13 protein-coding genes are annotated in these 12,445 nt (G+C 30.1%); 6 read left to right on the top strand and 7 right to left on the bottom strand.

The annotated features are described in order from the left end of the window. Positions 1 to 517 precede the first annotated feature (517 nt). From pdxT to L1S46_RS24125, 3 genes are all read right to left on the bottom strand, one after another. Positions 518 to 1,090 (bottom strand): pyridoxal 5'-phosphate synthase glutaminase subunit PdxT, encoded by a 573-nt coding sequence (gene pdxT / locus L1S46_RS24135; RefSeq protein ID WP_041900735.1) that lies wholly within the window; start codon positions 1,088 to 1,090, stop codon positions 518 to 520. Between the two features lies 1 nt (position 1,091). Continuing rightward, positions 1,092 to 1,961 (bottom strand): pyridoxal 5'-phosphate synthase lyase subunit PdxS, encoded by an 870-nt coding sequence (pdxS, locus tag L1S46_RS24130; RefSeq protein ID WP_023976224.1) that lies wholly within the window; start codon positions 1,959 to 1,961, stop codon positions 1,092 to 1,094. 269 nt (positions 1,962 to 2,230) lie between these two features. Then, a complete protein-coding gene (locus tag L1S46_RS24125) occupies positions 2,231 to 3,190 on the bottom strand; it encodes an RsmD family RNA methyltransferase (protein WP_238901193.1) in 960 nt (319 codons plus the stop codon). Positions 3,191 to 3,626: 436 nt separating this feature from the next. On the opposite strand from L1S46_RS24125, the gene L1S46_RS24120 reads away from it, so the two are divergent. The 5 genes from L1S46_RS24120 to L1S46_RS24100 are packed head-to-tail and all read left to right on the top strand — an operon-like array spanning position 3,627 to position 8,127. Then, a complete protein-coding gene (locus L1S46_RS24120) occupies positions 3,627 to 4,781 on the top strand; it encodes an ABC transporter substrate-binding protein (RefSeq protein ID WP_023976226.1) in 1,155 nt (384 codons plus the stop codon). 25 nt (positions 4,782 to 4,806) lie between these two features. Next, positions 4,807 to 5,682, top strand: a complete 876-nt coding sequence (locus L1S46_RS24115; protein ID WP_012061192.1) for a branched-chain amino acid ABC transporter permease — start codon at positions 4,807 to 4,809, stop codon at positions 5,680 to 5,682. Between the two features lie 9 nt (positions 5,683 to 5,691). Continuing rightward, positions 5,692 to 6,657 (top strand): branched-chain amino acid ABC transporter permease, encoded by a 966-nt coding sequence (locus L1S46_RS24110; protein ID WP_012061193.1) that lies wholly within the window; start codon positions 5,692 to 5,694, stop codon positions 6,655 to 6,657. A 4-nt stretch (positions 6,658 to 6,661) separates the two neighbouring features. After that, positions 6,662 to 7,420, top strand: a complete 759-nt coding sequence (locus tag L1S46_RS24105; protein WP_012061194.1) for an ABC transporter ATP-binding protein — start codon at positions 6,662 to 6,664, stop codon at positions 7,418 to 7,420. A 2-nt stretch (positions 7,421 to 7,422) separates the two neighbouring features. Then, complete coding sequence (locus L1S46_RS24100; RefSeq protein ID WP_238901192.1) at positions 7,423 to 8,127, top strand: ABC transporter ATP-binding protein; 705 nt, start codon at positions 7,423 to 7,425, stop codon at positions 8,125 to 8,127. Positions 8,128 to 8,197: 70 nt separating this feature from the next. On the opposite strand, the gene L1S46_RS24095 is transcribed toward L1S46_RS24100, so the two are convergent. The 4 genes from L1S46_RS24095 to L1S46_RS24080 form a co-directional block, all read right to left on the bottom strand. Then, positions 8,198 to 9,106 carry a TraB/GumN family protein gene (locus tag L1S46_RS24095; protein ID WP_238901191.1) on the bottom strand — a complete coding sequence of 303 codons (909 nt, stop codon included), beginning with the start codon at positions 9,104 to 9,106 and terminating at the stop codon, positions 8,198 to 8,200. 39 nt (positions 9,107 to 9,145) lie between these two features. Beyond that, positions 9,146 to 9,862 carry an ABC transporter permease gene (locus L1S46_RS24090; protein ID WP_238901190.1) on the bottom strand — a complete coding sequence of 239 codons (717 nt, stop codon included), beginning with the start codon at positions 9,860 to 9,862 and terminating at the stop codon, positions 9,146 to 9,148. After that, positions 9,862 to 10,707, bottom strand: a complete 846-nt coding sequence (locus L1S46_RS24085; protein WP_238901189.1) for an ABC transporter ATP-binding protein — start codon at positions 10,705 to 10,707, stop codon at positions 9,862 to 9,864. Before L1S46_RS24085 ends, L1S46_RS24090 begins: the two co-directional genes overlap by 1 nt. Positions 10,708 to 10,913: 206 nt before the next feature. Beyond that, complete coding sequence (locus tag L1S46_RS24080; RefSeq protein ID WP_238901188.1) at positions 10,914 to 11,927, bottom strand: LytTR family transcriptional regulator DNA-binding domain-containing protein; 1,014 nt, start codon at positions 11,925 to 11,927, stop codon at positions 10,914 to 10,916. 229 nt (positions 11,928 to 12,156) lie between these two features. On the opposite strand from L1S46_RS24080, the gene L1S46_RS24075 reads away from it, so the two are divergent. Then, positions 12,157 to 12,306 carry a hypothetical protein gene (locus L1S46_RS24075; RefSeq protein ID WP_012061198.1) on the top strand — a complete coding sequence of 50 codons (150 nt, stop codon included), beginning with the start codon at positions 12,157 to 12,159 and terminating at the stop codon, positions 12,304 to 12,306. Positions 12,307 to 12,445: the final 139 nt, after the last annotated feature.

The raw sequence follows: 12,445 nt of genomic DNA, 5'->3' as shown, positions 1-12,445 counted from the left end.
GTTATTAATTTTGCATCTCTTAGCGAGGATTTTATCATATCATCACCATTCGACATTGTCAACAACTTTCGTAGAAAACTTTTAATTTCTTCTTTATTAAAATCTTTTCAGTCTTAAGTTGTTTTGTTTATGTCTCTTAGCGACGTGTTTTATCTTAACACATAGCCCCTTAGCCATTCCATCAAAAATCATTGTTTATATAATCTAAACTTTAAAACCTCCACTAACCTCCATCTTCCTTCTACTTTCTACTATTGATACACTAGGCATAGTTAACCATTTCTTACTTAGTAAATAGGTATATGGTCTTACATTTAACACCACATTATATAACTATATATAATTTTATGCTACATAAATTTACTTATGCTTTTATTAGATTTTCTTCTCCCAACCTCAATAAATTAGTTTAATTAATGTAAATAGAAACTGCCAAACAGTATACATAGAAATTATTTTCTAAAGTATACTGTTTAGCAATTTCCTATCAGCCTTAATATTTTATTTATATTTAATATTATTTCATCCATTTACTCTTTAGAAAATAATTTAGAAATGTCAAATCATTTGTTAATTCTGGATGAAAGGATGTAACTATAATATTATCCTGTCTAGCAGCCACTATCTTGTCGTCTACCTTACATAATATTCTTACATTATCTTTTACCTCTGTTATGTATGGAGCTCTAATAAAGACAAGTTCCATCTCATCCTTTGATATTTTTTCTATTACTTTATGAGTCTTAAAACTATCTATTTGAGTTCCAAATGCATTTCTTTTCACTTTTATATCCATAAGTTGAAGATATTTTTCTTCTTGACCCTCTACTTCATTTGCTAGTAGTATCATACCTGCACATGTTCCCCATGTAGGGAGTCCACTTTCTATCTTTTCTTTTAATGATTTTATTAATCCTGTTATCTTAAGAAGTTTACCAATAGTAGTACTTTCTCCACCTGGAAGTATTATGGCATCAATATCATCTAAATCTTTTTCTTTTTTCACTTCAACACCAGTATGTCCTAATGCCTTTATTTGATTTAAATGTTCAATAACCCCACCTTGAAATGATAAAACCCCAACCTTCATTTTACCATCCTCTTTCAGCATACTTTGTAGCTACTTCAGTTGAATTTATACCACTCATAGCACCACCTAAATCTTCTGAAACTTCTGCTAATTTTTCAGGATCATTATAATATGTGGTTGCAAGAACTATTGCTCTAGCTCTTTTTTCTGGATTATCAGATTTAAATATACCCGATCCTACAAATACGCCTTCACTGCCTAATTGCATCATAAGTGCAGCATCTGCTGGCGTTGCAATTCCACCTGCTGCAAAATTAACTACTGGAAGCTTACCATTTTCCCACACATATTTAACTAATTCATATGGTGCTCCATAATTTTTTGCTATAGTCATAAGTTCTTCTTTTGATGCTTTTTGTATCTCTTTAATTTGATCATTCATTGTTCTCATATGAGTAACAGCATTTACTACATCTCCAGTTCCTGCTTCTCCCTTGGTTCTTATCATCGATGCGCCTTCACCTATTCTTCTTAATGCCTCACCAATATTAGTTGCACCACATACAAATGGGACACTAAAATCTTCTTTATTTATATGATATTTATCATCTGCTGGTGTAAGCACTTCACTTTCATCTATAAAGTCAATATTTAATGCTTCCAAAATTTGTGCTTCTACAAAATGTCCTATTCTAACTTTGGCCATTACAGGAATTGAGACCGCCTCTTGTATTTCTCTTATCATTTTAGGGTCCGACATTCTAGCTACTCCACCTTCCTTTCTTATGTCGGAAGGAACTCTTTCAAGCGCCATTACCGCACATGCCCCAGCTTTCTCTGCTATTATAGCTTCATCTTTATTAGTTACATCCATAATAACTCCACCTTTTAACATTTGAGCAAGATTTCTATTTATTGTCCCTCTTTCCATAATACATAAATCCCCCTTTTTTCTAAGTTACTCATATAATAAAATATGTATGGATACAAACGCAAATGTATCCATACAATAACGCTTAACTTAATTAGCTAATTTAAAATATAAGAATATAGTATTATGATGAAACAATAATCCGGAATTTGTTAATAAATAAGAATTAATGGCTAAAATACATAGACTAGGCTTCTAAAAATACCTTCAAAATAAGAATATTTTCAGAAATCAATCTAAAATTTTCTTCATATTAAATTTATAACTTTCTACTCACAAATATTTATATATCTCTTAAACTTACCTTTGCATACATATGATTTATCAACTATTTTAAAACCCGCATCAATAATACAATCATCCATCTCTTCAAATGTAACTATGACTAATCTAGTACTTATTCTGCGTGCACTTCTAATTAGAGATGTTTGTTCTTCTATGGTAGTTGGAGTAAACAGTCCATATGGTAAATCTATGATAGCAGTATCATATTTCTCTTCAATCTCATTCATATCTCCGTTAGTCACTACATTCTCATATCCATAAAACTCCAAGTTCTTCTTGGCATTTTCTGCGATACTTTTATTAATCTCACATCCTACAACATCAATTCCCATTGAAAGCGCTTCAAGAATAACTGTTCCTACTCCACAACATGGGTCTATTAATTTGTATTCTAGATTGTTTTTAACTGCTATATTAACTAGTGCTCTAGCTACCCTAACGCTTAAAGAATTTGAATATGAATACGGCTTATTATCATGAATATGCCACTTATAATCGTTTTTCTCGTACATTCCAAATATCCATTTTCCACAAATTCGTGTAACTCCAAGGATAACTTTAGGATTGTGAATTTCAGGCTCTCCTGTTATTACAAATCCTATCTGGCTAAGACTTCTAAGACGTTCTTCATAATCTATATCACTATATTCTGTTCTTAAGTAACAGACCTTAAACTCGTCATAAGCTAGCTTATCTTTTATGATGTTGTCTATTATTTGTTCTAAAGAATCTTCTTCATATACTACTGAAATCATTTCTTTTATAAACGGACTCCTTGATGCACTAATATAAAAATCTGAAAACAAATACTTCTCACTTGGTGTTTTACCAAAAAGACATTTCATCTCTAACTTACATAAATCTTCTTCAAATACAGGATACTTAATATAGTAAAAATACTTTTTATAATTATTGCAATTTAATTTTATTATTTTTTTATTCAACCAATTCACCATCTTCACTTTAAATATAATCTAAGTATTAATATTATTCTTTTCAACAATAACTGTCTATATATATCAATAAATCAACCTTCTTACTTATTTAATATTATTTATAAATCACAATCTTACTCTGCTATTATTCAAAAATTAGAATCATCCTTAAATCGAGAACATTTTTGAAAACACTCACACTTTTTAAACCTATAACTTTACTCAACATAACATTATTTTTGATTAATTTATAAATCATGATAACGTTTTTATAATTATTTTATTATTTTTTATATAAAATATTAAATATCAATCTTGTAATAATTACTCCTATATGTTATTATATCAACAATATATACGATAACTTTATAGCATTTTATCAAAGTATCATAAAATTAATTATTATTTTAATATTATTTTTTAAAGTTAAAAGGGGGATAAATATATGAAAAAAAGTTTACTATCAGGAATCTTAGCCTCTGCTATGGCTATCACTCTTCTTGCTGGTTGTAGCGGGAATTCAGCTGGAGGTGGAAATAACGGAGATACCATCAAAATCGGTGCTATTGGACCATTATCTGGTGCTGCATCTACTTATGGAGTTTCAGTAAAAGAAGGTGCTCAATTATTAGAAAAAGAAGTTAACGATGCAGGCGGAATCAATGGAAAAAAAATTAAATTTGTTTTTGAAGATGATCAAGCTGATCCAAACTCATCAATGCAAGCTTTCAATAAACTTGTTGATGATGAAAAGGTAAGCGCAATTTTAGGACCTGTTACATCAGGTGCAACACTTGCAGTAGCACCAAATGCTACATCAAAACAAATTCCAATGATTACTCCAACAGCTACAGAACCAACAATAACTAAAGTTGGTGGAGATTATATGTTTAGAGGCTGTTTTGTAGATTCATTCCAAGGAGAGGTTCTTGCAAAATATGCTAGTGAAAAATTAGGAAAGAAAACAGCTGCAGTTTTATATAACTCTGGATCAGATTATTCAAAAGGAATAGCTGATAGCTTTAAATCAAAATTTGAAAGTGCTGGTGGACAAGTTGGTGAATTCTTAACTTATAATGATAAAGATACTGACTTTAAGGCTCAATTAACAAAAATTAAGAGCTTAAATCCAGATATAATCGTATTACCTGATTACTATAATGTTGTTGGCCTTATTGCTAAACAAGCTAGAGATATGGGAATAACTTCTCAATTCCTTGGTGGAGACGGATGGGAGTCAGAAGAATTAGCTAAAATTGGTGGAAAAGCTGTAGATGGTGCATTATATATCAATCACTACTACTCTGGAGACTCAGATGAAAATGTAAAGAAATTTGTTGAATCATATAAAAAGGAATATAACAAAGAACCAGATTCTTTCGCTGCTCTTTCATATGACACATCTAAAATATTAGTTAAAGCAATAGAAAAGGCTGGAAAGACAGACGGTGCTGCTATTAAAGATGCTTTGGCTTCAATGGAAATGAACAGTGTTACTGGAAACATCAAATTTGGTAGTGATAGAAGCGCTATAAAGAGTGCTGCTATTATTAAAGTTGATGGAGATAAAAAAGTTTTAGCTGATAAAGTTAATCCTTAATCATTAAAAAAGGGAGGAATATACAATGGAATTTTTACAACAAATCATTAACGGTTTAGCGTTAGGTAGCGTATATGCCCTCCTAGCATTAGGATATACAATGGTATATGGAATAATACAGTTAATAAATTTTGCTCATGGTGAGATTTATATGATAGGAGCCTTTTCAGGCTTCTATTGTGCTTCAACATTAAAATTGCCATTAATTCCAACATTATTAGTTGCTATGGCAGTTTCAGCATTATCTGGAATAATTATAGAGAAAATTGCTTATAAGCCTTTAAGAAATTCTCCAAGAATTGCTTTGCTTATTACAGCTATTGGTGTTTCTTTATTCCTACAGAATGCTATGAGATTATTAGTTGGATCTAATCCAAAACCATTTCCGGATTTAATTAATGCTGGGAGTATTAATATAGGAACTATTCAAATTGATATAAAGACAATATTAATGTTTGGAGTTTCTGCTTTTCTAGTTGTTTTACTACAATTTATTGTTTATAAAACTAAAGTTGGAAAAGCCATGAGAGCCTCTTCTCAAGATATGGAAGCAGCTTCTCTTATGGGGATAAATGTTAATAATACTATTTCCCTTACTTTTGCAATAGGTTCAGCCTTAGCTGGTATAGCTGGAGTTTTAGTTGCAATATCTTACCCTAGTATCACTCCTTATATGGGAGCTATGCCTGGACTTAAAGCTTTTGTTGCTGCAGTACTTGGTGGAATTGGAAGTATACCTGGAGCCCTTGTTGGTGGAATTGCTATAGGATTACTTGAAACTTTTGCTAAAGCTTATATTTCAACTAACTTCTCAGATGCAATAGTATTTGCGATTTTAATTATAATACTTTTAATTAAGCCTTCTGGTCTATTAGGTAAAAAGACCAATGTGAAAGTGTAGGTGTTAATTATGAAGAATTTATTTAATAAAAAAAATATTTGTATAATTGTTGGAGTTTTAATAACATATGGAGTACTATTTGGCTTAATAAGTGCAAAGGTTATTAATTCATATTACAAAGGAATCATTACTTTCGCTTTAATAAATGTTATTTTAGCCGTATCCCTAAATTTAATTGTTGGATTTACTGGTCAATTATGTTTAGGACATGCTGGATTTATGTCCATAGGTGCATATGTATCAGCTATAATAACACAAAAAGCGCATATGCCGTTTGTTGCTTCAATACTTATTGGTGCTGTGGTTGCATGTATATTAGCGGCATTAGTTGGATATCCTACACTGAAGCTTACAGGTGACTATTTTGCAATAACAACCTTAGCCTTTTGCCAAATTATCCAAATAGTAATTATGAATATTGATACAGTTGGTGGCGCACGTGGACTTACCGGCATCCCAACAAAAACAACTTTTACAGTTGCTTTCATATTCATGATAGCTAGTATAGTCATAATAAAAAATATAATTAACTCGTCCCAGGGTAGAGCAATGCTTTCTATTCGTGAAAATGAAATAGCCGCTGAATCTATGGGAATCAATGCATTAAAATACAAAATGATGGCATTTGTTATAGCTGCCTTTTTTGCAGGGCTTGCTGGTGGACTTTATGCTCACTATTCTGGATATATAAAACCAGATCTTTTCGATTTTAACAAATCAATTGACTATCTAACTTTTGTTGTATTTGGTGGTATGGGATCTTTGTCTGGATCAATTATTTCAGCTATAATGCTGACTTTCTTACCAGAGCTTTTGAGAAGTATGGGCGATTTCAGAATGGTTATATATCCATTAGCTTTAATACTACTTATGATATTCAGACCTGAAGGATTATTCGGAGATAAAGAAATTTCTCTTAAAATCTTTGGTAAATTAATACCAAGGAAAAAATCAGATGATAGAGAGGAGGCTTAATTCAATGCTAGAAGTTCAAAATTTATCAATTGTATTCGGTGGATTAAAGGCAGTGTCAGATTTTAATCTAACAATAAATGAAAAAGAAATTGTCGGGCTTATTGGACCTAATGGCGCTGGTAAGACTACTGTATTTAACATGTTAACTGGTGTTTATACTCCAACTGAAGGTACTATATCTTATCTTGGAGAAAAGATTCAGGGTCTTAAACCCTATAATATTACACAAAAGAAAATAGCCAGAACTTTTCAAAATATACGTCTATTTTCTCATCTTTCTGTTCTTGATAATGTTAAAGTAAGTTTTAACTATAGAATAAATTATTCTATATTTGATTCCATCTTTAGAACTCCTAAATTTAGGAAAACAGAAGCTGAAATTATAGATAAAAGTATTGAACTATTAAAAGTCTTTTCTCTCGATGGAAAAAAAGATGAGTTAGCTAGCAATCTCCCTTATGGCGAACAAAGAAAACTTGAGATAGTAAGAGCCTTAGCTGCAAAGCCATCTCTTCTATTATTAGATGAACCTGCTGCTGGTATGAATCCTCAGGAAACTGTAGAACTTACCAAGCTTATAGATTGGATTAAAGATAAGTTTAATATATCAATTCTTTTAATTGAGCATGATATGAAACTTGTTATGGGAATCTGTGATAAAATAGCAGTCCTTGATTACGGAAAAAAGATTGCTGAAGGCACTCCAGAAGAAATAAAAAATAATCCTAAGGTAATTGAAGCTTATCTAGGAGAGGGGGCTTAAAAATGCTAAAGGTAGAAAATATTAATCTATATTATGGTGTAATTCATGCACTAAGGGACATTTCCCTTGAAGTAAAACAGGGTGAAATAGTGACATTAATAGGCGCTAACGGTGCTGGCAAAACTTCTACTCTTAGAGCTATATCAGGCCTTGAACCAATAAAATCTGGTACGGTGACTTTTAAGGGCTCTGAATTAAACAAGGTTGCAGCTAATAAAATAGTTTCTCTAGGTCTTTCCCATGTACCAGAAGGAAGAAGAGTTTTTCCTCAGCTATCGGTCTTAGAAAATCTAGAATTAGGTGCTTATTTAAGAAACGATAAAACAGAAATCAAAAAAGACATGGAAATGGTATTTGCTAAGTTTCCAAGACTTAAAGAAAGAATAAAGCAACAAGCTGGTACTCTTTCTGGTGGTGAACAGCAAATGCTTGCAATCGGAAGAGCTCTTATGAACAGACCTGAAATGCTTATATTAGATGAGCCTTCAATGGGACTTGCGCCTCTTGTGGTTAAAGATATTTTTGATACAATTGTTGAAATTAATAAATCAGGAACAACTATACTTTTAGTTGAACAAAATGCAAATATGGCCCTTGCCATTGCACATAGAGCTTATGTTCTTGAAACTGGTAATATAGTAAAATCCGGTGATGCGCAAGTTCTTCTTAATGATGAAAGTATTAAGAGTGCATATCTTGGTGAGTAAATAATTTAAGGTATACGAAAGAAAATAACAAGTCTATCTCGAGATAGACTTGTTATTTTTTTAGTGTACCTTAATTAATAGGTTTTATTGTATATCCCTTTTTCTCTAGAAGTTTAAGTAAGCTATCTTCCCCAAAATAATGAAGATATCCGACTGCAACCATATATTTTTTATTACTTTTAGATAAGTCTTCAATTTTGTCCGCCATCTTTACATTTCTATCTACAAGTATCTTTTTGTAAGTTTCTTTATTTTCTTGTTGCATCTTTATAGCGCTCTCCCCAACGCTATAATCTCCGTTTTTATAGCCATTAAAAAGTTCATTTTCATACTTCTTCTCTTCTTCTAAGCTATTTCTATTATATTTATCTATATAATTTTTCAAACTATCCATGTTACAGCTTGCAGCATCCATTTGTTCTTTTATACTTTCAATACTAACAACTTCTTTGTTTAATTCTTTATATTTTTGTTGTAGTAATAGATCAAACATAGGACCTGTAAAACCATTTAAAGTACAACCTTGATTGTTCAAAGCAAGTATTAATCCATTAGAATTTAACTTTTTAACATCATCATATGTTAGTTTATGATCAATGAGAATATTATAAAGTATTTTTTCTTCATCTCCTGTTAGAAAATCTCTTATTTCACCATTATTTAAATATATATTATTAAGCATGTAATCTTGTAGCTCTTTTATGTTTTCCTTATCGGTTAAATCAACCTCTGTTGCAAGTCCATCTGTATTTTTAATGATTTCATTTATATTATTATTAAAGAAATTTATATCTTTTGGTGCTGGATGCATTGTTCCAACAAGATAAATTGAATTATCTCCATTAGTAGCCTCCCAAATAAAACCTTTGGTTGGTTCACTTAACACTCCATTATCATTAGCAAAAGCACTACAGGGTGTCAACAGAATTGTTAGTATTGCAAAAATTGATGTTATTATTTTCATGTTTATTCTTTTCATTTCTTTACTTCTCCTCATTTCTATAAATTATGTATTCCTTTAATCTAATTTTTTCTTTCCATATACATAAGCAAAAATTCCAGTTCCAATTATTATCCATATTAAAATTACTGAAATGTTATAGGCAAAGTTTATATTTATAGCCTCATTATAGAAAATTCTATTTAGTAATACATCCATATTATAACTTGGTAAAAGTTTAGCTATCTCTTGAAAGATATTATTATATCTTGAGAAGGATGGTATTAGCGAAATGAGCAAAAAGAGTGGCGTTCCTATAGTTCCTGTACTCATTTGATTTTCTGCTATAAGTCCTATTGCTGCTCCAAATTCTATCATAGATACAGTTGCTAAGGTTGTTATTAGAATAAATTGTCCTAAGCATGATATTTCCATTCCAATAATAAAAAACATTAATATATTTGTTACAATTGAAATTAAAAATGCTATAATGGCTTTTCCACTTAAAAATTCTAATGGTGAAACTCCCGCCAACATTAATGTTCTTAATGTGTTTTTTTCCTTTTCCTCAGCTATCAACATTGCTATTAAAGTACCTGATATCATTGTAAAATTTATATTTAACAAGTGATTAAAAACAGCCATTTTTATCTCCTGTGAATCACTAAAAGCGTTTGAATATACAAAACAGAATATTAAAGGAATTGTACATAAAACCAAAACATTTATATTTTTTGATAAGTTCTTAACTTCTTTTTTAGTTAATGCACTCACCCTTCTTATTGAAAAAGTCATTATAATTCCCTCCCTGTTAAATGCAAAAATATTTCTTCTAAACTTGGTTCCGACGAATGTATTGATAGTACTCGTCCATTCTTCATCCAAGATTGAATATTCTCTGCACCTTCTTTATTGTTCTTTATAGTAATTAATTTATCTTCATCTTTTAATTTAATCTTTATTTCATCATTCGCATACTTTAATTTTAATTCTTCTGGTCTCCCTATTTCAACAATCTCTCCTTGATTTATAAATGCAACTCTATCACAAAGCTTATCAGCTTCCTCCATATTATGTGTAGTTAAAAATATAGTAGCTCCTTCGTGATTTATTTTCCTAAGAAATTTATGAATTTCTAGAACTGTTCCTGGATCTAATGACGAAGTGGGTTCATCTAAAAACAGTAATTTAGGCCTATGAAGCACTGCTTGCATAAGCATTACTCTCTGTTTCATTCCTTTTGATAACTTTCTTATAACTATGTTTTTGTATTTCATCATATTCATGCATTCTAATACATAATCTATATCTTTTTCATTCACTTTATTAATCTCTGCAAAAAGCATAAGGTTGTCTTTAACAGTAAGTCTTTCATATAATCCATTATTATCAGAAAGTATTCCTATATCTCTAAATTCATTAAATTTTTCAACATATAACTTCTTATCAAGAACTAACACTTCTCCACTTGTAGGTATTAATTGTGATGTTAAAATCTTTATTGCCGTAGTCTTTCCTGCTCCACTCGGACCTAAAAATCCAAAAATTTCTCCTTTCTTAACACTAAAACTTAGATTTTGTAGTGCTACATTCTTATTAAATTCTTTTCTTACTCTTTTCATAGAAATTACATTTTCCAAAAGTGCTTTTCCTCCCCTTTATATATTGATTAATCATCTGAACAATGTAATTATCATATACTCGGAGTAAATTGACCATAAAATTACCATCAAAGGAGTAAGAACAGTATTAAGTGAATCAATTTATACTATGAGCGGATCAATACAGCATCTTTTATATCCTTAAATTCTATTGAATGGATACTATATTACATCTAATTAACCATCTATATATTCAATATTTCCTTTAATTCTGTAAGCTTTCCTTTAGAAAGTGGAATGGAACTTTTATCCACGTCACCTAAAATTAAACTATAACTATTTCTTGTCCATGTCACTACCTCTTTAACCTTTTGAAGATTTACAATATAAGATCTGTGGCATCTAAAAAATCCAAAACACCTTAGCCTTTCCTCTAGCTCAGTTAATGACATCATACACTGAAACTTCTCTCCTCTTACATTTAAACTACTTACTCCTGATTCACTTTCTGCATAATCTATCTCAAACGGATCAAATAACAATATTCTTTCTTCAATCTTCGCTGGAATCTTTTCGATTTTGTGCATAAACTCTAATTTTTCTTTGCTTTCTGATGTAATAGCTTCCTCTTTCTTATCTTCAGCTTCTCTTAGTCCATTCTCATCAAGAACATAAACTTTTCCCCCAATTAACATTGCTTCCTTAAAAGATGCAGATATACTTAATACTGCTGTACCTTTGTTACATAACTCTTCAATATTTTTAAGGATTATTCCTGTTGCATTTTTATCCATATCAAATATTGGATCCTGAAATATCAAAAGTTTAGGTTCCTTTAGTATTTCCCGGGCAAAACTAAGCATTTTCCTTCTAGTATAACTTAAAGTTTTTATCCTTTTATCTGCAATCTCTAGCAATGAGAACTTTAACATTATTTCTCTGTAATTAACCTTTGAGTCAATTATTTCTGTGTAATATCTCATATATTCTTCTACTGTAAATCTGTCATAAAAACCTTCATCTCTAAATATAACACCAATATTTCCTTTGTTTTTATGAATATAATCGCTATGTTTTATTTGATCTATATATATTTCACCACTACCAATTACTTCTTTATCTAATATAAGATCTATTAATGTATTACTAAACTCTCTATCTGCTTCAATGCTTACCAAACTTCCCTTTTCAACCATAAGATTTATATCGTTTATGAAACTATTAGTTTGTTTTTTATATAAATTTTCTATTTTCAACATTATAAATTATTCTCCTTGACTTATACATTCATTTAATTAATATACATTATAGGTAAATTATTACACTAGTTTGTAATGATAGCAATAGTAGGCTTCAACATTCCATAAATACCATAATGTAAAATTCAATTGAATTTCATATTATATTTAATTTTATAAACGACGAATAGATAATTCTATTAATGATAAACTAAATTTGTATAAGTGAAATAAAAGGAGGTTATAATTTATGAGCTACGAAGAAAAAGAATCTCTAAAGAATGAGGCAAAAAAAATGATGATTGATGGAGAGCATTGGAGTGCAATTAGAGAAAAAACTCATCTAAGACTAAAAGATTTACGAAGAATTCAAAGGGATGAAATAAATCCTAAGTTCTAAACTTAAAATTCATTACACTTAACAATGATAGATAATACTATGAATTAAAATACTATGATTTTATTACTAACTACTAGGCAAGGTAATATATATTTTAGAGGTTTCTCCAAACTTTCTATAAGTATATATTTACTTTGCT

Source organism: Clostridium sp. YIM B02500 (assembly GCF_022324665.1).
Classification (GTDB): domain Bacteria; phylum Bacillota; class Clostridia; order Clostridiales; family Clostridiaceae; genus Clostridium; species Clostridium beijerinckii.
The sequence above is the reverse complement of the archived record's forward strand: the minus strand, read 5'-3'. Positions and strand labels throughout refer to the sequence as shown.

Coding starts and splice junctions, on each gene's coding strand:
- L1S46_RS24095 (WP_238901191.1), bottom strand. CDS start 9,106: ATGAAAAGAATAAACATGAAAATAATAACATCAATTTTTGCAATACTA.
- L1S46_RS24110 (WP_012061193.1), top strand. CDS start 5,692: ATGAAGAATTTATTTAATAAAAAAAATATTTGTATAATTGTTGGAGTT.
- L1S46_RS24115 (WP_012061192.1), top strand. CDS start 4,807: ATGGAATTTTTACAACAAATCATTAACGGTTTAGCGTTAGGTAGCGTA.
- L1S46_RS24075 (WP_012061198.1), top strand. CDS start 12,157: ATGAGCTACGAAGAAAAAGAATCTCTAAAGAATGAGGCAAAAAAAATG.
- L1S46_RS24100 (WP_238901192.1), top strand. CDS start 7,423: ATGCTAAAGGTAGAAAATATTAATCTATATTATGGTGTAATTCATGCA.
- L1S46_RS24105 (WP_012061194.1), top strand. CDS start 6,662: ATGCTAGAAGTTCAAAATTTATCAATTGTATTCGGTGGATTAAAGGCA.
- pdxS (WP_023976224.1), bottom strand. CDS start 1,961: ATGGAAAGAGGGACAATAAATAGAAATCTTGCTCAAATGTTAAAAGGT.
- L1S46_RS24090 (WP_238901190.1), bottom strand. CDS start 9,862: ATGACTTTTTCAATAAGAAGGGTGAGTGCATTAACTAAAAAAGAAGTT.
- pdxT (WP_041900735.1), bottom strand. CDS start 1,090: ATGAAGGTTGGGGTTTTATCATTTCAAGGTGGGGTTATTGAACATTTA.
- L1S46_RS24120 (WP_023976226.1), top strand. CDS start 3,627: ATGAAAAAAAGTTTACTATCAGGAATCTTAGCCTCTGCTATGGCTATC.
- L1S46_RS24080 (WP_238901188.1), bottom strand. CDS start 11,927: ATGTTGAAAATAGAAAATTTATATAAAAAACAAACTAATAGTTTCATA.